This window comes from Mesorhizobium sp. M2A.F.Ca.ET.043.05.1.1 (genome assembly GCF_003952445.1).
Classification (GTDB): Bacteria; Pseudomonadota; Alphaproteobacteria; order Rhizobiales; family Rhizobiaceae; genus Mesorhizobium.
Genome location: NZ_CP034446.1, coordinates 4139015 through 4159488 on the forward strand (window position 1 = coordinate 4139015; position 20474 = coordinate 4159488).

The 20474-nt window shown below is 65.0% G+C and carries 15 protein-coding genes; 6 read left to right on the forward strand and 9 right to left on the reverse strand.

All coding sequences use genetic code 11. The annotated features are described in order from the left end of the window. Nucleotides 1-126 precede the first annotated feature (126 nt). Nucleotides 127-948, forward strand: coding sequence for a transporter substrate-binding domain-containing protein (locus EJ069_RS20140; RefSeq protein ID WP_126064820.1), 822 nt, complete (start codon nucleotides 127-129; stop codon nucleotides 946-948). A 15-nt stretch (nucleotides 949-963) separates the two neighbouring features. Here EJ069_RS20140 and EJ069_RS20145 read toward each other — a convergent pair whose 3' ends face one another. Next, nucleotides 964-1377, reverse strand: a complete 414-nt coding sequence (locus tag EJ069_RS20145) for a tellurite resistance TerB family protein (RefSeq protein WP_126062795.1) — start codon at nucleotides 1375-1377, stop codon at nucleotides 964-966. A 209-nt stretch (nucleotides 1378-1586) separates the two neighbouring features. On the opposite strand from EJ069_RS20145, the gene EJ069_RS20150 reads away from it, so the two are divergent. Continuing rightward, nucleotides 1587-3236 (forward strand): lysine--tRNA ligase, encoded by a 1650-nt coding sequence (locus EJ069_RS20150; RefSeq protein ID WP_126062796.1) that lies wholly within the window; start codon nucleotides 1587-1589, stop codon nucleotides 3234-3236. On the opposite strand, the gene EJ069_RS20155 is transcribed toward EJ069_RS20150, so the two are convergent. The 8 genes from EJ069_RS20155 to EJ069_RS20190 all read right to left on the reverse strand — a co-directional run bounded on the left by EJ069_RS20155 (nucleotide 3199) and on the right by EJ069_RS20190 (nucleotide 12582). After that, nucleotides 3199-4095 (reverse strand): thermonuclease family protein, encoded by an 897-nt coding sequence (locus EJ069_RS20155; RefSeq protein ID WP_245456216.1) that lies wholly within the window; start codon nucleotides 4093-4095, stop codon nucleotides 3199-3201. The genes EJ069_RS20150 and EJ069_RS20155 overlap by 38 nt on opposite strands. A 10-nt stretch (nucleotides 4096-4105) precedes the next feature. Further along, nucleotides 4106-4744 (reverse strand): helix-turn-helix transcriptional regulator, encoded by a 639-nt coding sequence (locus EJ069_RS20160; protein ID WP_126062797.1) that lies wholly within the window; start codon nucleotides 4742-4744, stop codon nucleotides 4106-4108. A gap of 95 nt (nucleotides 4745-4839) precedes the next feature. Beyond that, nucleotides 4840-5382 carry a thioesterase family protein gene (locus tag EJ069_RS20165; protein ID WP_126062798.1) on the reverse strand — a complete coding sequence of 181 codons (543 nt, stop codon included), beginning with the start codon at nucleotides 5380-5382 and terminating at the stop codon, nucleotides 4840-4842. Between the two features lie 12 nt (nucleotides 5383-5394). After that, the gene (locus EJ069_RS20170) at nucleotides 5395-7614 is read right to left on the reverse strand and encodes a 3-hydroxyacyl-CoA dehydrogenase NAD-binding domain-containing protein (protein ID WP_126062799.1); all 2220 of its coding nucleotides are present in this window, start codon (nucleotides 7612-7614) and stop codon (nucleotides 5395-5397) included. 12 nt (nucleotides 7615-7626) lie between these two features. Next, nucleotides 7627-8835, reverse strand: a complete 1209-nt coding sequence (locus tag EJ069_RS20175) for an acetyl-CoA C-acetyltransferase (RefSeq protein ID WP_126062800.1) — start codon at nucleotides 8833-8835, stop codon at nucleotides 7627-7629. 33 nt (nucleotides 8836-8868) lie between these two features. Continuing rightward, entirely contained in the window at nucleotides 8869-10041 is a 1173-nt protein-coding gene (locus tag EJ069_RS20180) for an acyl-CoA dehydrogenase family protein (protein WP_126062801.1), read from the reverse strand. A gap of 52 nt (nucleotides 10042-10093) precedes the next feature. Beyond that, entirely contained in the window at nucleotides 10094-11890 is a 1797-nt protein-coding gene (locus EJ069_RS20185) for an acyl-CoA dehydrogenase (RefSeq protein ID WP_126062802.1), read from the reverse strand. A gap of 227 nt (nucleotides 11891-12117) precedes the next feature. After that, nucleotides 12118-12582, reverse strand: coding sequence for a MerR family DNA-binding transcriptional regulator (locus EJ069_RS20190; RefSeq protein WP_126062803.1), 465 nt, complete (start codon nucleotides 12580-12582; stop codon nucleotides 12118-12120). Nucleotides 12583-13047: 465 nt separating this feature from the next. Between EJ069_RS20190 and EJ069_RS20195 the strand changes: the two genes are divergently transcribed. The 4 genes from EJ069_RS20195 to EJ069_RS20210 all read left to right on the forward strand — a co-directional run bounded on the left by EJ069_RS20195 (nucleotide 13048) and on the right by EJ069_RS20210 (nucleotide 20407). Next, nucleotides 13048-17088, forward strand: coding sequence for an SEL1-like repeat protein (locus tag EJ069_RS20195; protein ID WP_126062804.1), 4041 nt, complete (start codon nucleotides 13048-13050; stop codon nucleotides 17086-17088). Nucleotides 17089-17281: 193 nt separating this feature from the next. Continuing rightward, the gene (locus EJ069_RS20200) at nucleotides 17282-18205 is read left to right on the forward strand and encodes a sulfite exporter TauE/SafE family protein (protein WP_126062805.1); all 924 of its coding nucleotides are present in this window, start codon (nucleotides 17282-17284) and stop codon (nucleotides 18203-18205) included. Continuing rightward, nucleotides 18205-18996 carry a TIGR02186 family protein gene (locus EJ069_RS20205; RefSeq protein WP_126062806.1) on the forward strand — a complete coding sequence of 264 codons (792 nt, stop codon included), beginning with the start codon at nucleotides 18205-18207 and terminating at the stop codon, nucleotides 18994-18996. The genes EJ069_RS20200 and EJ069_RS20205 overlap by 1 nt, the downstream gene beginning before the upstream one ends. Nucleotides 18997-19150: 154 nt before the next feature. After that, the gene (locus EJ069_RS20210) at nucleotides 19151-20407 is read left to right on the forward strand and encodes an Hsp70 family protein (protein WP_126062807.1); all 1257 of its coding nucleotides are present in this window, start codon (nucleotides 19151-19153) and stop codon (nucleotides 20405-20407) included. Nucleotides 20408-20474: the final 67 nt, after the last annotated feature.

Below are 20474 nucleotides of genomic sequence, written 5' to 3' on the forward strand. Positions count from 1 at the left end.
ATACGCTTAATTTAACCGCTTGAAATCAAAAACCGTTGTGCCTGCATCATTTTCATACGAAAAGCCTGCGAACGGGGACGAGGGCGGAGCCATATCGTGATCTTGCGGTGGATAACTCTGGCCCTGATGCCCGCACTTGCCGGCGTATTGCCCTTTGCCGGCGCGACTCAAGGCGCGGAGCCGCAGGTGCCGGTGCTGTGGGATGCCAAGGAGCGGTTGCCGAAACCCGATCTCTCCGCTCTGCCGCGACTCAGATTCCTCACAACCACCGATTTTCCGCCCTTCAACTTCCTCGACGGCGCGGGTCGCCTGTCCGGTTTCCACATCGACCTGGCGCGGGCAATCTGCGCGGAATTGGGCGTCGCCGAGAAATGCCAGATCCAGGCCCTGCCGTGGAACGAGTTGGAGGATGCCCTGCAGAAGGGCGAGGGCGAGGCGATCATTGCCGGCATCGCGGCGACGCCAGCGAGCCGCGAGAAATACGCCTTCTCGCGCTCCTATATGCAGTTCCCGGCACGCTTCATCATGCCGAAGGCGAAGGCCTTCGCCGAGCCGATCCTCGACAAGCTGCGCAGCAAGCGGGTCGGCGTCGTCGCCGGCTCGGCGCATGAGAAAATGCTGCGCGATTACTTCAGCACCGTGCAGGTGGTGACGTTCGAAACACCGGAAGCCCTCTATGCCGATCTCAAGGCCGGCAAGGTCGACGCCGCCTTCGGCGACGGCATGCGTTTCGCCTTCTGGCTGGGCGGCTCCGACGCGGCCGGCTGCTGCCGCTTTGCTGGCGGTCCGTATCTGGCGCCGGAATATCTGGGCTCGGGCATGGCGATCGCCACCAGGGCGGGCGATCCGGCGCTGGCCGCCGCCTTCGACTATGCGCTGCAGGAAATCTCGATCAAGGGCACCTTCGCCGAGTTCTATCTGCGCTATTTTCCCGTCAGCTTCTTCTGAAGGTTGCTGCCAACGCTAAGTCAGCGTGCGTAGGCGCGCCTTGGCCGCTCGCGCAATCGCGGCCACGGTCAGCGTGTCGAGATCGAGCTGAAGGCGGATGAGCTGCAGCACCCTGACCTCCTCCATGCGCATTTCGAGATCGACGGCGGCGACCTCGAAAGCGGCGGCGTAGGCTGTATCGCGCAGCCGCTCCGGCAGCGCTTCGGCAATGCGGGCCAGCACGCCTTCCAGCCCACCCTTCTCATGCAGCGCCTTCTGGCAGGCTTGCGCCACTGGAATCAGCCTGTCCTGGTTGAAGTCGACGAAAACCGGCCAGGAACGGACGACGTCGCCGATCCGCGCCAGCTCGACATCGGTCATGTCCCGATCGGAAGCCGAGGTGATGACCATCAGGTGGATCAGGGCTTCGTGCGGCGTCAACAAAGGCATTCAAAACTCCTGGCAGCGTGCATGTCATTCCCACAAACCGCGACACACTTCTGGGTGACATGCATTTGGAAGTGAGGCTCGAACGTAGGGACGCGAGTGTGGCGCCGCAAGGAAAACCGCCGCAAATCGTTGACGCTCCGGCCCGTCGCGCCTAGAGACCGGTCGACAAATCTTATCCGCCGCAAGACGGCCATGACTGGAACTTCGATATGACGGGATCAAACATCATCGATCTCAATCCCGAGATGCTTGCCGCGGCGGCCGAGAGCAAGGCCTGGCCGTTCGAGGAAGCGAAGAAAATCATCGCCCGGTACAAGGGCAAGGATTTCCCCGAAACCGTGCTGTTCGAGACCGGCTACGGCCCGTCCGGCCTGCCGCATATCGGCACCTTCGGCGAGGTGGCGCGCACAACCATGGTGCGGCATGCCTTCCGCGTGCTGACGCAGGACAAGGTCAAGACCAAGCTTCTGTGCTTCTCCGACGATATGGACGGCATGCGCAAGATCCCCGACAACGTGCCGGACCGCGCCGCGCTCGAGCCATATCTGCATATGCCGCTGACCTCGGTGCCCAATCCGTTCGGCGGCGACTATGCGAGCTTCGCCGACCACAACAACGCGATGCTGTGCCGCTTCCTCGACACTTTCGGCTTCGATTACGAGTTCGCCAGCGCGACCAAGTACTACAAGGCCGGCCGCTTTGACGAGGTGCTGCTGCGCGCCGCCGAACGCTATGACGACATCATGGGTGTGATGCTGCCGACGCTCGGGCCGGAGCGCCAGGCAACCTACAGCCCGTTCCTGCCGATCTCGCCCCGGACCGGCCGCGTGCTCTATGTGCCGATGATAAATGTCGACGCCAAGGCCGGCACCATCACTTTCGACGACGAAGGCACCGAAACGACGCTGCCTGTCACCGGCGGCCATGTGAAGCTGCAGTGGAAGCCGGATTTCGGCATGCGCTGGGCGGCGCTCGGCGTCGATTTCGAGATGTTCGGCAAGGACCACCAGACCAATGCGGCGATCTACGACCGCATCTGCAACATCCTCGGCGGGCGAGCGCCGGAGCATTTCGTCTACGAGCTGTTCCTCGACGAGGAAGGCCAGAAGATCTCGAAGTCGAAGGGCAATGGCCTGACCATCGACGAGTGGCTGACCTACGCGCCGACGGAGAGCCTCGGCCTCTATATGTATCAGCGGCCGCGGCAGGCGAAGAAGCTCTATTTCGACGTCATCCCTAAGGCGGTGGACGAGTATTACGCTTTCCTTGGCGCCTATCCGCGCCAGGACTGGAAGGAGCGGCTCGGCAATCCGGTCTGGCACATGCATGACGGCAATCCGCCGGCCATCGACCTGCCGGTGCCGTTCGCGCTGCTGCTCAACCTTGTCAGCGCCTCCAACGCGCATGACAAGGCGGTGCTGTGGGGTTTCATCTCGCGGCATGCGCCTGGCGTGACGCCGAAGACGCATCCGGAGCTCGACCGGCTGACCGGCTACGCGATCCGCTACTTCGACGACTTCGTGAAGCCGACCAAGGTTTACCGCGCCGCCGACGAGGTGGAGCGCGAGGCGTTGGCGAGGCTTTCCGAAGCGCTCGGCGCGCTGCCGCAAGGCGCCGACAGCGAAGCGATCCAGAATGCCGCGCTCAACGTTGCGCGCAAGATCGAGCGCTACCAAGACCATTCCAAGCAGAGCCCGGAAGGCGGACCCGGCGTGTCCGTCGCCTTCTTCCAGATGATCTACCAGGTGCTGATCGGGCAGGAACGCGGACCGCGCTTCGGTTCCTTCGCCGCGCTCTACGGCGTCGCCGAGACGCGCGCGCTTATTGAGCGGGCGCTGGCTGGTCAGCTGGCGGCGTAACGACGCCGCCATCGTCCGGCAGGATCGAATCCGGCGCCACCGGCGCCGGACCCGACATGGCCGGCACCGCCGGCAGGCCGTCAAGCTTCGGCGCCGGGCCGAAAATACCCTTCTTCTCGGAGCGGGCCTTGTTCTCGGCCTCGACATAGGGGCCGCCTTGCACGGCGCGCGCCCAGCCGTTCTCGACCAGCCACTGACCGATGTCCTGGTTGCCGATATGGCATTCGGCGGAAATCGTGTCGCGGCCGCCTTCCGGCGGCACCGCGCAGGCGACCGCGCGGCCGCGCAGGAAGGCGCGGAAGGCTGTCCTGGCGCGCGCGCCGCAGGCCCAGTTCTGGCCCTGGTCGCTGCAGGTTTCGTCCGCCTTGACGGCGTCCACGCCTGACACGGCGACCGCATAGCCCTTCGCCTCGATCAGCCCGGCGGCGGTGGCGACCGGCTGGAACAATTTGGTGCCGTTCCAGTCGCCCGGCATCTTCGTTTTGGGCGGCTTGGGCGGCCCGGCCAGCGCGAGATCGCTGAGCGGCGCGCGCGGTTCGACCCGTTCGAGTTCCTGGTCCGACAGTTCCGGCGGCGCCACGACATCGGGATCGATGGCCCTCGAGTGAACAACGGGGTTCGGTGGCTGCGGAACGGCTGGCGCGGGAATGGCCGAGGTCGTCGGCTCTTCCGGGAGCGTATCCGCGCCGGAAGCGGAAGGGGTATCGTCCCCGGCGGTGGGGAGCGCATCGGCGATGGGATCGATCTGATCGACCGTGATGACGCTCTCATGCCCCTTGACCACGCGGCCGCCTGCCACGACGAGCGCGGCCATCACCGGAACCGCCAGAACCGTCAGGATGATCTTAAGAAGCCGCACCGGCCCGGACCTACTGGCTCGCCCAGACGATGCGAGCCACCCATTCGATGTCGCGCGTCGGGATGTCGCGGTCCGGGTGGGCGGGGTTGAGCGAAACCAGCACGATCGACTTCACCGTTTGCCGGTCGAGCACCTTGGCCATCACCTCCCCGGCGGTGGTCTTGACGACGACGCGGTCGCCCTTGCGCGTCGGCGCCCCGGGTTCGACGATCAGCACATCGCCATTGCGGTAGAGCGGCAGCATGGAATCGCCTTGCACCTGCAGCGCGTAGGACGTCTCGGTCGCCCGCGCGGGAAGCTCGACCAGATCCCAGCCTTGCCCCGCCGGGTAGCCGGCATCGTCGAAGAAGCCGCCGGCGCCAGCCTGCGCGAAACCGAGCAGTGGAACGGCGCTGCGGTGTTGGGCGACTGAGGCAGCGCGCCCTTCGACAAGTCCGGTGAATTCCTCGAGCGACGCGCCGGTGGCCTCGATGATCTTGGCCAGCGATTCGGTCGAGGGCCAGCGTGGCCTGCCGTCGGAAGACAGGCGCTTCGACTTGTTGAAGGCCGTCGAATCGAGGCCCGCGCGTCGGGCAAGGCCGGAAGCCGACAGCGAATAGCGCTCGGCGAGAGCGTCGATTGCGGCCCAGACGCGATCGTGTGAGAGCAAGTCCGCTCTCCTTCGAAAACAGGAAAAAATGCCTCAAGCCTGTCTAGCGCGCGACCGTCTGATTGTCCACTGGCGAAGGGTCGGATCGCCGACGATCAGGCCGCCTTGGCCTGCTCGCGCAAATTCTTGTGCGAAATCATGAATGCCCGTTCGGTTTCGGTCGGCGGACGCGGCCGGGCGGCTCGGCCGAGTGCCGCGACGACCTCGTCGATGTCGAGGAAGCGGCGCCCGCCGCGGTCATAGACGCCGCCGGTGGTCAGGATCAGCGCTGCCGTCTCGCCGCCATCGAGGACGAAACGATGCCTGCCGATGACGGACGTGCCTTCCCAGGTCTCGATCGACGAGACCACCTCGAAGCGCCGCCACAGCCTGATCTCCCGCACATAGGCGACCTGCAGCCCCCCGATCATCGGCGCCCAGCCATTCTTGCGCGCCAGCGCGATGAGGCCGATGCGCAGGAAGATGTCGATGCGGCCGAGATCGGCCAGCATCATGTAGCGGGCGTTGTTGAGATGCAGGTTGAAGTCGATGTCGATCGGCAGGCAGCGAAAGGCGAGCCGGCTTTCCTCGCCGGCCCGATAGGGACCACGGCTCGGCGCCGTGGCCATGGTGCGTGCCATTCGCCCCCAGACATACATGGTCGGGGTTCGTCAGGCCGCCTCTCTGACCTCGCCCTTCTGGTAGGGGTCGAAGCGCTGGTAGAAGGTCTCGCCCTTCTCGGCCATGTCGAGCAGAAGCTTCGGCGCCTTGAACTCGGCGCCATATTTCTTCTGCAGGCCCTTGGCGATCTTGACGAAACGCTTGGCGCCGATGTCGTCGATGTAGGACAGGGCGCCGCCGGTGAAGGGCGCGAAGCCGAAGGCGAGGATCGAGCCGACATCGGCCTCGCGCGGATCGGTGACGATGCCTTCCTCCATCACGCGCGCCGCTTCCAGCGCGATGGTGACCAGCAGGCGCTGCTTCAACTCCTCATAGTCGATCTTGTCAGGGTTGAGCTGCGGGTAGAGATCCTTCAGGCCCGGCCACAGCTTCTTCTTCGCGGGTTTCGCCGGATAGTCGTAGAAGCCCTTGCCGTTCTTGCGGCCGAAGCGGCCATGCGTGTCGACCATGGTGTTGATCAGCGCCATCTGCTTCGGATCGACGGCCTTCTCGCCGAGATCCCTGATGGTCTGCTTCATGATCTTCTGGGCAAGGTCGACGGCCGTCTCGTCGGTCAGCGCCAGCGGGCCGACCGGCATGCCGGCGGCCTTGGCGGCGTTCTCGATCATCGGCGCCGGAACGCCCTCGATCAGCATCTTGTAGGCTTCCGACATGTAGCGCAGCACGCAGCGGTTGACATAGAAGCCGCGCGTATCGTTGACGACGATCGGCGTCTTCTTGATGGCGCGCACGAAGTCGAAGGCGACGGCCAAGGCCTTGTCGCCCGTCTTCTTGCCGAGAATAATCTCGACCAGCATCATCTTGTCGACCGGCGAGAAGAAGTGGATGCCGATGAAGTTCTTCGGCCGCGCCGAATTCTTCGCCAGCGCTGTGATCGGGATCGTCGACGTGTTCGACGCGAAGATTGCCGACGACTTCAGCACCGCCTCGGCCTTCTCGGTGGCATCCTTCTTCACGCCCGAATCCTCGAAGACCGCCTCGACGACGAGGTCGCAGCCAGCAAGGTCGGCATAGTCCGCCGTCGGCGTGATCAGCGACAGGAGCTTGTCCTTGTCTTCCGGCTTGGCGCGGCCCTTCTTGACCTGATCGGCCATCAGGCTGTCGGAATGCGCCTTTCCCTTCTCGGCCGAAGGCAGGTCGCGGTCGAGCAGCACGACCGGAATGCCGGCTTTTGCCGTGACATAGGCGATGCCGGCGCCCATGAAGCCGGCGCCGAGGATACCGATCTTCTTGAATTTGGTGTCCGGCACGCCGGCCGGGCGTCGCGCGCCCTTGTTCAGTTCCTGTAGCGACAGGAACAGCGAGCGGATCATCGCCGCCGCTTCCTTCGACTGCATGATCTCGGTGAAATAGCGCTGCTCAATCCTGAGCGCCGTGTCGAACGGCACCAGCAGGCCTTCATAGACGCATTTCAGGATCGCGGCCGCCGCCGGATAGTTGCCGTAGGTCTCGCGGCGCAAAATGGCGATAGCCGGCGGCCAGAGATTGGCGCCGGCCGCCGAATAGATCGGACCGCCCGGCAGCTTGAAGCCCTTCTCGTCCCAGGGCGCCACCGGCTTCAGGCCGTTCTTGATCATCGCCTTGGCGGCCTCGATAAGCTTCGCGGGCTCCGCGATCTCATGGATCAGGCCCATCTGCTTCGCCTTCTGCGGCGACAGGTTCTGGCCGGTGGTCAGCATCTGCAGCGCCTGCTGCTGGTCGGTCAGCCGCGGCACGCGCTGGGTGCCGCCGGCGCCCGGGAAAATGCCGATCTTCACTTCGGGAAGCGCCATCTTCACCTTGTCGGAATCGGCGGCGACGCGGCCGTGGCAAGCAAGCGACATCTCGAAGGCGCCGCCCATGCAGGTGCCGTTGATCGCCGACACAAACGGCTTGCCGCAGGTCTCGATCTTGCGGAACAGGCCCGTCATATAGCCGGCATTGTCGAACAGCGTCCTGGTCGCCTTGTCGAGATCCTTCTCCTTGTCGGCGGCGAAGATGGCGAGCATCTTCTGCAGCATGGTGATGTCGGCGCCGCCGGAGAAGCTGTCCTTGCCGGAGGTGATGACCGCGCCCTTGATGGCGGCATCGCCGGCCACCTTATCGACGATGGCGTTCAGCTCGCGCATCACCTCTTCGGTGAAGACGTTCATCGAACGATCCGGCATGTCCCAGGTGATCAAGGCAATGCCGTCGGCATCCACGTCGAGGGTGAAATTGGTGTAGCTCATCTCTTCTCTCCCTCAGACGCGTTCGATGATGGTGGCGGTGCCCATGCCGGCGCCGATACAGAGCGTGACCAGCGCGGTGTTGAGGTCGCGGCGCTCCAGCTCGTCCAGCACCGTGCCCAGGATCATGGCGCCGGTGGCGCCGAGCGGATGGCCCATGGCGATCGCGCCGCCATTGACGTTGATCTGGTCATGCGGAATGTCGAAGGCCTGCATGTAGCGCAGCACGACGGAGGCGAAGGCCTCGTTGAGCTCGAACAGGTCGATGTCCGACTGCTTCATCTTGGCGCGCTTCAGAAGCTTCTCCGTGACGTCGACCGGGCCGGTCAGCATCAGCACCGGCTCCGAGCCGATATTGGCGAAGGCGCGGATGCGCGCGCGCGGCTTCAGGCCCATGGACTTGCCGGCCTTCTTCGAGCCGAGCAGCACGGCGGCGGCGCCGTCGACGATGCCCGACGAATTGCCGGCATGGTGGACGTGGTTCACTTCCTCGACCTCCGGATGCTTCTGCACGGCGACCGCGTCGAAGCCGCCCATTTCGCCCGGCATGACAAAGGACGGGTTGAGCGAGGCCAGCGACTGCATGTCGGTCGTGGGCCGCATGTGCTCATCGCGGTCGAGGATCAAGAGGCCGTTCTGGTCCTTGATCGGGATCACCGACTTCTTGAACCGCCCCTCACCCCAGGCCTTGGCGGCGCGCTTCTGGCTCTCGACGGCATAGGCGTCGACGTCATCGCGGGAAAAACCGTATTTGGTGGCGATCAGGTCGGCGGAGATGCCCTGCGGCACGAACCAGCCGGGCAGGCCGACGGACGGATCCATGAACCAGGAACCGCCGGACATGCCCATGCCGACGCGCGACATGGATTCAACGCCGCCGGCAATGACGATCTCGTCCGCTCCTTGCGCGATCTTGGCGGCGCCGAAATTGATGGCGTCGAGACCCGAGGCGCAGAAGCGCGAGATCTGCATGCCCGGCGCCTTGGTATCGTAGCCGGCTTCGAAGGCGGCGGCGCGCGGAATGACCGAGCCCGCCTCGCCGACCGGATCGACGCAACCGAAGATGATGTCATCGACATTGCCGGTGTCGAGCCCGTTACGGTCGCGCAACGCTTCGAGCGTCTTCGCCGCGAGCCGCACCGCCGGCACTTCATGCAGCGCGCCATCCTTCTTGCCCCTGCCGCGCGGCGTGCGCACGGCGTCATAGACGTAAGCTTCGGCCATTTCGTGCTCCTGTAGGTTTGCCGGCCGCGACGCTCAGAGAGAGCGCCCGATCAGCAATTTCATGATCTCGTTGGTGCCGCCATAGATGCGCTGGACGCGGGCGTCGCGGTACATGCGGGCGATCGGATATTCATTCATGTAGCCATAGCCGCCATGCAGTTGAAGGCATTCGTCGACGACTTTGCCCTGCAGGTCGCTGAGCCAGTATTTGGCCATCGAGGCGGTCACCGGGTCGAGGCCGCCGTCGATGTGGCGGGCGACGCAGTCATTGTAGAAGACACGGCCGATGGTGGCCTCGGTTTTCAGCTCGGCCAGCTTGAACTGGGTGTTCTGGAAATCGATGACCGCTTTGCCGAAGGCCTTGCGCTCCTTGACGTAATCGATGGTGAGCGCCAGCGCCCGCTCGATCATGGCGATCGCGCCGGTGCCGATCTGCAGGCGCTCCTGCGGCAATTGCTGCATCAGCTGGACGAAGCCCTTGCCCTCCTCGTGGCCGAGCAGGTTGGAGGTCGGCACGCGCACGTCGTTGAAGAACAGCTCGGACGTGTCGTTCGACTTCAACCCGATCTTGTCGAGGTTGCGGCCACGCTGAAAACCCTCAACCTCGTCGGTCTCGACGACGATCAGCGAGGTGCCCTTGGCGCCCTTGTCCGGATCGGTCTTGGTGACGACGATGATCAGGTTGGCGAGCTGGCCATTGGTGATGAAGGTCTTCGAGCCGCTGATCTTGTAATGGTTGCCGTCCTTCTCGGCACGGGTCTTGACGCCCTGCAGATCGGAGCCGGCGCCAGGCTCGGTCATGGCGATGGCGCCAATAAGCTCGCCGGTCGCAAGCTTCGGCAGCCATTTCTGCTTCTGCTCCTCGGAGCCGTAATGAAGAATGTAGGGTGCGACGATCGAATTGTGCAGGCCGATGCCGAAACCGTCGACGCCTACATGGCCGATCGCCTCGATGATCGCGCTCTCATGCGCGAAAGTCCCGCCCGAGCCGCCATATTTCTCCGGCATGGAAGCGCAGAGCAGGCCGGCTGCTCCTGCCTTCAGCCAGCTCTCGCGGTCGAACATCTCGTTCTTCTCGAACTCGTCGTAGCGCGGCGCAATCTCTTCGGCCATGAAGCGGGACGCCATGTCGTAGAGCATGCCGACCTCATCCGCCGCCCAGGCGGGCTTCGGAAGACCAAGAATTTCGGCTGGATTTGTCGTCACGATTTCCTCCGCGTTCCGACGATTGTGGGCCGGCTGCGCCGGCCCGCCGAACCTAGAACGCTTCCGCCGGCAGCGCCATCAGCGTGTCCGCGCCACTGGAAATGCGGGCAAGCCGCGTCGCCGTCTCCGGCATGATGCGCTCCATGAAGAAGCGCGCCGTGACCAGCTTGGTATCGTAGAACGGCGCAGCGCCATTGGCGCCTTCCGTGAGCTTGGCCTGCGCGGATTTTGCCATCTGCGCCCACATATAGCCAAGCGCCACAAGGCCGAAGAGATGCATGTAGTCGCTCGAAGCCGCGCCTGCGTTGTCGGGCTTGGCCATGGCGTTCTGCACCAGCCACATGGTGGCGGCCTGCAGGTCGTTGAGGCCCTTCTTCAGCGCCTTGGTGAAGGGCGCCATCTTCTCATCAGTGCGGTTCTCCTCGCAGAACTCGCCGACCTCCTTGAAGAAGGCCTGCACGGCGCGACCGCCATTCTGCGCCAGCTTGCGGCCGACGAGGTCGAGCGCCTGGATGCCGTTGGCGCCTTCATAGATCATGGCGATGCGGGCATCGCGCACGAACTGGCTCATGCCGTGCTCTTCAATATAGCCGTGGCCGCCGAACACCTGCTGGGCCATCACCGCGTGGTCGAAACCCTTGTCGGTGAGCACGCCCTTGACCACCGGCGTCATCAGCCCGGTGTAGTCGTCGGCCGCCTGGCGGTCCTTGTCGTCGCCGGAACGATGCGCGACGTCGGACTTGATGGCGGTCCAGAGCGCCAGCGCGCGGCCGGCCTCGTTATAGGCCTTCATGGTCATCAGCGAACGGCGGATGTCGGGATGGACGATGATCGGATCGGCCTTCTTGTCCGGCGCCTTGGCACCCGACAGCGAACGGCCCTGCAGCCGGTCCTTGGCGTAGGAGACGGCGTTCTGATAGGCGATCTCGGAGACCGAAAGCCCCTGCAGGCCGACGCCGAGGCGGGCCTCGTTCATCATCGTGAACATGGCCTTCAAGCCGCCGTTCAATTCGCCGAGCAGCGTGCCCTCGGCCTCGTCATAGTTCATGACGCAGGTCGAGTTGCCGTGGATGCCCATCTTCTCCTCGAGCGAGCCGCAGGAGAGCGTGTTGCGCTCACCGGGATTGCCCGCGGCATCGAGCTTGAACTTCGGCACGATGAACAGCGAGATGCCCTTGACGCCTTCCGGCGCGCCCTCGACGCGAGCCAGCACCAGATGGACGATGTTGTCCGACATGTCGTGCTCGCCGGCGGAGATGAAGATCTTCTGGCCGGAAATCCTGTAAGTGCCGTCGCCGTTGGGAACGGCCTTGGTGCGCAGCAGGCCGAGATCGGTGCCGCAATGCGGCTCGGTGAGGTTCATGGTGCCGGTCCAGCCGCCCTCGATCAGCCTCGGCAGCCAGGTGGCCTTCTGTTCATCCGTGCCATGGGTGACGATGGCCGCGATCGCGCCTTGCGTCAGGCCGGGATACATCATCAGCGCCATGTTGGCCGAGATCATGTATTCGGAGACGGCGGTGTGGACCGCATAGGGCAGGCCCTGGCCACCGAACTCGGCGGGTGCGGCAAGCCCCATCCAGCCGCCCTCGCGATACTGGTCGTAGGCGTCCTTGAAGCCCTTGGGCGTCGTCACCGAGCCGTCGTCATGGCGCACGCAGCCCTGCATGTCGCCAAGCCGGTTCAGCGGATGCATGACGTTCTCGGCGAGCTTGGCGCCTTCAGCAAGGATCGCCTCGACCACATCGGGCGTCGCGTCCGAGAAGCCGGGAAGATTGGAATAGCGCTGATAGCCCAGCACGTCGTTGAGCACGAAGAGCGTGTCCTGGATCGGCGCCCTGTAGATCGTCATGCCTTCCTCCACCCTTACAGTCCCGGCCCGGCCGGCAAGTCGCCTGTCCTGGACAGGGAGACCGGGCCAATGTCGATGCTGCGATAGCAAATATTGACGTTTGCGTAAACGTCAACTTCGTCGCAGCCTGAAATTTTTGTGAGCGGTCAGGCATTGTGACGACAAAAAAGCCGCGCGGCCATAGCCACGCGGCTTTCTACGTCCCGGTATTCCGGAAGAGCGGGCGATCAGCCGGCGGCGCTCGCCTGCGCCGGCGCGGTGCGCTCGACGAGCATCTGCCGCACGACCGACATCGAGTTGCTCAGCTCGCCGATAGCATCATCGATCAGCGCCCGCTGCTTCTGCAGGCGGGCGAGCTGCTTCTCCGACTTGTCGAGCGCCAGCCGCAGCTGCTTGGTGTTGGTGCCGGTCGGATCGTAGAGATCCATCATCTGCTTGACGTCGCGCAGCGAGAACCCGACCTTGCGGCCGAGCAGGATCAGCTTCAGCCGAGCCTTGTCGCGGCGCGTGTAGAGACGGGTCGAGCCGTCGCGATGAGGATTGAGAAGGCCCTTGTCTTCATAGAAACGCAGCGTGCGCAGCGTCACGCCGTATTTCTTGGCCATCTCACCGATGCGGACGAATTCCTCACCTGCTTCGGCTGGTATGTCATTGGTATTGGCCGCGGCTTCGCCGGGCGAAACAAGTTTCATGGTCACTGGCTTTCCCCTGGTGGCGTCGCGGTCGCGGACCAAGCGTCGCCAGAATGGAAGCGGGGGCGTGCTTCCAATCGTGGTTGCAACAACAAATCAATCGCAAGAGGCACGGCTTCGCACCTTTTACGTTTACGTCAATCCTATATCGACAGCCGCAGGGTGACGCAAGGGCGTTGTCAAAGCGAACCTTTATGCCGCACCCAGATGCCGGCTTGTCAGACGGCTCACGATTTATGCGCGACTTCTTAAGCTTGGTTAACGCCTTGTTTACCACGTTGGGCGAAATGTGCGCATGTCGGTCACCCGTGGTTATCCTGTAGCGAATTTTTCACGGTTTTCGAAGCGCGGGTAAAACCCGGGAAGCTCGCCTTCCTCCGCAGCAAAACCGCTCGGCTCGCTTCGTACCCGGCAGGCTACTGGGAAACCGGTCTTTGGCCGGCCACTCTGAACACGGGCGCATCGATGAACAGCAAGCGGTCCTATCTCGATACACTCAACGCCGGCAGGCAGCGCCGGCCGCACGCCTCGCTCGAAGAACTGAACCGCTCGCTCGAAACGCTGGAGCAGCGGCTGGACCGGACGCGCGCCGACATGCCCGACCGCCCCGACCCGCGGCGGCCGACCGCCGAGCCGCGTTACCCAAGCGCGCAGCCTTATGGGCAGGCGCCGCGCTGGTATGAGGATCCCTATTCCGCGCAAAGGCCCCTGGACCGTGCGCCCCAAAATCCGGCGCCACAGAGCCCGCGACCGCAGGAGCGCGCCCCGCAAAACCCCGCGCCCGCCTATCAGGCGATCGCGCGCGACATCGATCGGGTGCGCGGCCAGGAAGACAGCGTCGCCATGGTCGGCAAGATCGCCGTCGAGCTGCGCGGTCTGCGCGAGGAACTGCGCCACCAGATGACCGCCGGCCTGCAGCGGGAATTCGAGGCGTTCCGCCAGGATATCGACCGCGCCCTGCAGGCCAACAGCCAGCGTGGCGCGATGCCCGACAAGAGCAGCGCTGAGCTCGGCCTCGAATTCGAGCGGCTTTCGGGAGCGATCCAGTCGCTCGCCGAAAAAAGCGACGACCGCAGCGTCAATCTTCTGCGGTTGGAACTGGAACAGGTGAAGGGCGCGCTGGACACGCTGGCCCGCGAGGAAAGCGTGCAGAAGGTCGACCGCCGCTGGGACGATTTCGACCGCCGCTGGAGCGCTTTCGAGGACCGTGTCGACGCCGACCAGCGCAAGCGCGCCGAAGGCCCAAGCCTTTCAGTGCTGACCGACCGGCTCGAGCAGATCAGCAGCGCCGTCAACAGCCTGCCGGAATCGCTTTCGCTGCGCTCGCTGGAGGAAAAGGTGCGCACGCTTGCCGGCGCGGTCGACCGTTTCGCCAGCCAGCAGACCGCGCGCGGCGGCGAAACCCTCGCCATGATCGACGAGCGGCTGGACGAGATTTCCCGCGCCATCGTCGCCTCGACGGTGGCCGCGCAGGCCAATGCCTTCGACCCCGAAAGCTTCGGCCGGATCGAGAAGCGCATGGCCTCGCTGGCAGTGCAGATCGAAGAGGTCGCGCAGTCGCGGCCCGGCGCCGAGGTCCTCGACCACCTCAACCTTCTCACCAGCCGCGTGGACCAGTTGGCCGGTCGCGTCGACCTGCCCGAACAGGCCATGGAGCGGCTGGGCAAGCAGATCGCGTCCATCACCGACAAGCTGGACCGCGCGCCGGCCATGCCCGACGCGGACCAGATCTTCCAGGGCCTGGAGCAGCGCTTCGACGCGCTGTCGATGCTGCTCGAGCGCCGCCAGGGAGACGCAATCGAACAGAGCAACGCATTGTTCCACGATCTCGAGCGTCGGCTGGACGAGGTGGCGAACAGGCTCGACCAGCGCATGCGCCAGGACGACAGCGCCGGCATCATGGAAGCGATCGACGCCCGCTTCACCGCTCTGGCCAAGCGCATCGAGACGCGCGCGCCCGATCCCGCCAGCGACATGGCGATCCGCGGGCTGGAGAACCGGCTCGAGGACATTTCCAGCCGGCTGGAATCGTCGGCGCAGCAGGTCGCGGGCATCGATCCGGCCCTGATTCGCAGCCTGGAAGCACAGGTCGCCGGGCTGTCGGCGCATCTTTCCAGGCCCGGCACGCCGCTGCCGGAATTCGAGGACATCAGCCCGCGCCTCAACGAGATCGAGAAGTCGCTGGCCGGCACGCGCGATTCCATCCTGAGCGTGGCGCGCGAGGCGGCCGAGAGCGCCGTCAAATCGCTCGCCGAGTCGACCTCCAGCACGGCGCAGACCAACGCGACCGCCGTTGCCGGCCTGGCCCAGGACCTGAAGACGCTCGAAGCGCTCACCCGCCGCTCCGACGAGCGCAACTCGCGGACTTTCGAAGCAATCCACGACACGCTGCTCAAGATCGTCGACCGACTGGGCTCGCTGGAAGCGACCGAGACCAGCGAGGCGGTCAGCGAGCTGATCGATCCGCAGCCGGCCAGCAAGCGCGGGGGTCGAGGCGGCAAGATCGCGGTGCAGGATGCGCCTTCAATGGATATCGACCAGCCGCTGCCTCTCACCGGGGACATGGCCAGCCTTGAAGGCCGCGCCGCGGCGATCATGCGCGATGAGCCGAGCGTACCGCGCACGCCCGCCGAGGCTGCTGCAGCAGCCGCCATGGCGGCGCTGGGACCGGATGCGGTCGGCGACAGGAGCGAGACGGCCGGCCGCAGGAAATCCATGTTCAGCGGCCTGGCGCGCGCTTTCAAGGGCAAGAAGGACGCGGACACGCAGCCGCTTGCCGGCTCGGCGCCGGTCGGCGACGTGCCGAGCGTCGACATCGACGAACCGCTCGACCCCAAGGCCGCCAACCGGCCGCTGGAGCCCGGTTCCGGCGCGCCGGACCTCAACGCCATCATGAAGCGGGTGCGCGACGAGCGCGGCGGCCAGCCGGCCCGGCGCACCGACAGTGATGCCGCGAAGTCGGATTTCATCGCCGCGGCCCGGCGTGCCGCCCAGGCGGCAGCGGCGGAAGCCGACACGCTGAAGCGGCAATCGACCATGACCGGCCCGGTGAAGGCACTGCGGATCGGCGACCTGCTCAAGGCGCGGCGCAAGCCGATCCTGATGGCGGCGGCGGCCATCATGATGGCTCTGGCCGGCCTGCAGCTGGGCAAAGCCTTCCTGTCCGATCCGGTCGAGACGGCCAACAACCAACCCGCTCTCTCCACGCAAACGGTCGAGACGGCTTCGCTCAACGCCGCGCCGCAAACCGACACGCAAAAGACCGACACACTGAAGATTGACGCCGCGGCGGCACAGGCCGAGAGCGCGCCTGCGCGTCCCGTCAGACAGGCGGAGCCGGTCCAGGAGCCGGCACCGGACGCATCGCTCCCCGCAAGCCCCGAAAGTGCCGCTGCCACGCCGGCCGAGCAGGCATCCGCGCCAGTGGCGCTTGCAGCGCCTGCCACACCCGCGCCGATGGCTTCGGCGACACCATCCGAACCCACTGCCGCGGCTGCCACCGCGACGGATACGGACACGCAGCCGGCGACCAAGGAGCCCGTGGCGGCCGGTCCGGCAGCGAACAGCGCGGCAAGCGGCGCGCCGGCGGCAACTTCCGCAGACACGACAGGCGCCGTGCCGCCCGCGGCAAGCCAGACGGCAGCCGCCAAATTCGACATTCCTTCCGAAATCGGTCCGGTGGCGCTGCGCGAGGCTGCTGCCGGCGGCGACGCCAAGGCGCTGTTCGAGGTCGGCTCGCGCTATGCCGAATCGCGTGGCGTGAAGGAGGACATGAAGGCCGCCGCCAAATGGTACGAGCAGTCGGCCGAGCTCGGCTTCGCCCCGGCCGAATACCGCATCGGCAATTTCTACGAAAAGGGCATCGGCGTCGCGCGCGACATCAAGAAGGCCAAGACCTACTACCAGCTCGCCGCCGAGCAGGGAAACGCCAGCGCCATGCACAATCTCGCGGTGCTGTTCGCCATGGCGGCGGACGGGGTGACCGACAATGAATCGGCGACACACTGGTTCCAGGAAGCCGCCGACCTCGGCGTGAAGGACAGCCAGTTCAACCTCGGCATCCTGGCGGCCAAGGGCGTCGGCATGAAGCAGAACCTGGAAGAGTCCTACAAGTGGTTCGCCCTGGTCGCCAAGACCGGCGACAAGGACGCCGCAGCCAAGCGCGACGAGATCGCCAATGCGCTCAGGCCCGAGCAGCTCGAGCGGGCGCGCGCGGCCACGGAATTGTGGAAGGCCAAGCCACTCAATGCCGCCGCCAACTCGGCCGACATTCCGGAATCCTGGCAGGACAGCACGCCGCAGACCACCGCCGGCATCGACATAAAGAAGGCGGTGAAGAACATCCAGCTGATCCTCAACAAGAACGGCTACGATGCCGGCGGCGCCGACGGCGTGATGGGCGGCAAGACCAAGACCGCGATCATGGCCTTCCAGACCGACAACAAGATGACGCCGACCGGCGAGATCGACGCGCCGCTCGTCAAGGCGCTGCTTGCGAAGAAATAAAGGCAGGCGCGTCGCATACGCGACGCCTTGCCACACATTTGCCTGTTAACTGATTGAGATGGTTTTTGTTTCGGCGCGGCGGCAGGGGTTCGACCCTGCCGCCGCGCCGGCGCAAGAAAAAATTGGCTTTTCGGTGCTTTAGTGTCCGGGGACGGCACTATGCGCCGACAGACAAACTGATCGAGACAGCCGGGTGGGCATCTATCTCCCGATCGCGGAAATTTCCGTCAACGTCTTCGTGCTGCTGGCGATGGGCGCGGCGGTGGGTTTCCTGTCGGGCATGTTCGGGGTCGGCGGCGGCTTCCTGATCACGCCGCTGCTGATCTTCTACAACATCCCGCCGGCGATCGCGGTCGCCACCGGCGCCAACCAGGTCATCGCCTCTTCCTTCTCCGGCGCGCTGTCGCATTTCAAGCGCGGCACGCTCGACTTCAAGCTGGGCGGCGTGCTGCTGGCCGGCGGCATCGTCGGCTCGACGGCCGGCATCTTCGTCTTCGCGCTCTTACGCCGGCTCGGCCAGTTGGATCTGTTCATCTCGCTGCTTTACGTCGTGTTGCTCGGCACCGTGGGCGGACTGATGCTGGTGGAAAGCCTCAACGCGCTGCGCGCCAGCCGCAGCGGCGCAGCGCCCGTGCTCAAGAAATCCGGCCAGCACAACTGGATCCACCGGCTGCCGTTCAAGATGCGCTTCCGCGCCTCGAAGCTGTTCGTCAGCGTCATCCCAGTGCTCGGGCTCGGCGCCGGGATCGGCTTCCTATCCTCAATCATGGGCGTCGGCGGCGGCTTCATCATGGTGCCGGCGCTGATCTACCTGCTCAAGGTGCCGACCAATGTCGTTGTCGGCACCTCGCTGTTCCAGATCATCTTCACCTCGGCCTACACCACGCTGGTGCATGCCACGACCAACCAGACGGTCGACGTGATCCTGGCCTTCCTGCTGATGGCCGGCGGCGTCGCCGGCGCGCAATATGGCGCCAAGGCCGGGCAGAGGCTGCGCGGCGAACAGCTGCGCGCGCTTTTGGCGATGCTGGTGCTGGCGGTCGCCATCCGCCTTGCCGTCGATCTCTTCGTGACGCCGCCCAATCTCTATTCGCTGTCCGCCGCGGGCCTCAACTGATGGCGGGATTGAGAGCGTTTGCAGCCGCCGCCTCGTTGTCGATGCTCTTTGCCCTTTCCCCGGCGACGGCGCAGGCGCCGCCCACCGAAAGCATCCAGATCGGCCTTTCGACCGACGCGATCTCCATCACGGCGGGCTTCTCCGGCGCCGACCTCACCATCTTCGGATCGCTGGAAAATCCCGACCCGCTGATCGCCAGACAGGGCCGCTACGACGTGGTCGTCGTGCTCGAAGGACCGCCGCGCCCGGTCGTGGTGCGGCGCAAGGACCGCGTGCTCGGCGTCTGGATCAATCTGGATTCGGAGACGTTCGAGAATGTGCCTGTCTCCTACTCCGTCGCGACGACGCGGCCGCTGCAGGACATCGCCGAGCCTGCCAAATACAAGCAGCTCTCGCTCGGGGCGCAGAACCTGTACTTGAAGCCCGCCGACGACACCGACAGCCCGGCGACCATCGAGGAGTTCACCGCGGCACTTCGCGAGCGCAAGGCGGCGACGGGCCTCTACAGCGAAAATGTCGGCGGTGTGCAGTTCCTGTCGCAGAACCTGTTTCGCGCCACCGTACGGCTCGCGCCCAACGTGCCGGTCGGCACCCACAAAGCCCGCGCCTTCCTGTTCAAGAGCGGCATGTTCGTCAAGGAAAGCTCGGCCCAGCTCGAGATCCGAAAATCGGGCTTCGAGCAGTCGGTCTTCCGGGTCGCGCATGACTATTCTTTTCTCTACGGCGTGTTCGCCATATCCCTCGCCATGCTGACCGGCTGGCTGGGCCGGATCATCTTCCGCAAAGATTAAAGCCGCAAAGGGTTTCCCTGCGGGCGATCATGCGATAAACCGCCGCCTCCCAACCCAAGGGTAAACAAGCACAATCTGTTCGGCAGAGCGGTCCGGCCATCCGGACGACGGCGCGCTTGGCGTCCCTGCCACAAGGCAACGACAGGAGGCTGCGATGCGATCGGCATTCGGCGGCATCGATTTCGGCACGTCCAATTCCACCGTGGGGGTGATCCGCGACGGCCGGGCGCGACTGGTGGCGTTGGAGGGCGAACAACCCACTCTGCCGAGCGCCGTGTTCTTCAACTTCGAGGACGGCTACACCTATTTCGGCCGCCGCGCGATCAGCGACTATACCGATAGCATCGAAGGCCGGCTGATGCGCTCGCTGAAGAGCGTGCTCGGCAGCTCGCTCGCCAATGAGAAGACCCGCATCAAGACGCGCCAGATCGGCTTCATCGACATTATCGGCATGTTCGTCGGCCATCTGAAGAAGCGGCTCGAAGAAGACGCCGGCGGTCCGGTCGAGAACGTGGTGCTCGGCCGGCCCGTGCAATTCGTCGATAACGACACGGCCTCCGACGCGAAGGCGCAGGGCGAGTTGGAGAAGGCGGCGCGCGCGCAAGGCTTCAAGCATATCGCCTTCCAGTTCGAGCCGATCGCGGCGGCGCTCGACTACGAACAGAAGGTCACCCGCGAGGAGCTGGCGCTGATCGTCGACATGGGCGGCGGCACTTCCGACTTCTCCATCGTGCGGGTTTCTCCGGAACGTGCCCGTTCCAATGATCGCAAGGCCGACATCCTCGCCAACCGGGGTATCCATATCGGCGGCACGGATTTCGACCGCCTGCTCAGCATAGCCCATGTCATGCCCGAGCTCGGCTATCTGACGCGCACCAAGGACCACAAGCGCAACCTGCCGGCAGCCTATTTCATCGACCTAGCCACCTGGCAGCGCATCAACCTCGTCTACACCGCCAAGGCGATGACCGACCTGCGACAGATTCGCTACGAGGCCGAGCGCGCCGATCTCGTCGACCGCTTCATCCATGTCGTCGAGCATCGCTATGGCCATGCAATGGCGGGCCTGGTCGAAAGGGCGAAGATCACGCTCACCGACCACCCTTCGGCCGAGGTGAAGGTGTCGCTGCCCGGCGCGCGCTTCGCGGCCGAGATCACGCGCGCGGGCCTCGAGGAGACCATCGCCGGCGACATCGAACGCGTGACCGCGACTGTACGGCAGACGATCATCGACGCCGGCGTCGATGCCTCCGCCATCACTGCGGTGTTCCTCACCGGCGGCTCGACCGCGATCCCGCTGGCCAAGCGGGAAATCCTGTCGCTGGTGCCGCAGGCCGCTGTCATCGAAGGCGACATGTTCGGCTCGGTCGGCCTTGGCCTGGCGCTCGACGCGCAGCGCAAATACGCTTGAGCGTTTTGCCGCAAGGCAGCTGCCGGGGTTGTCCATCGTGAAGCGATGGCATGCCCGGAAGGTTGGC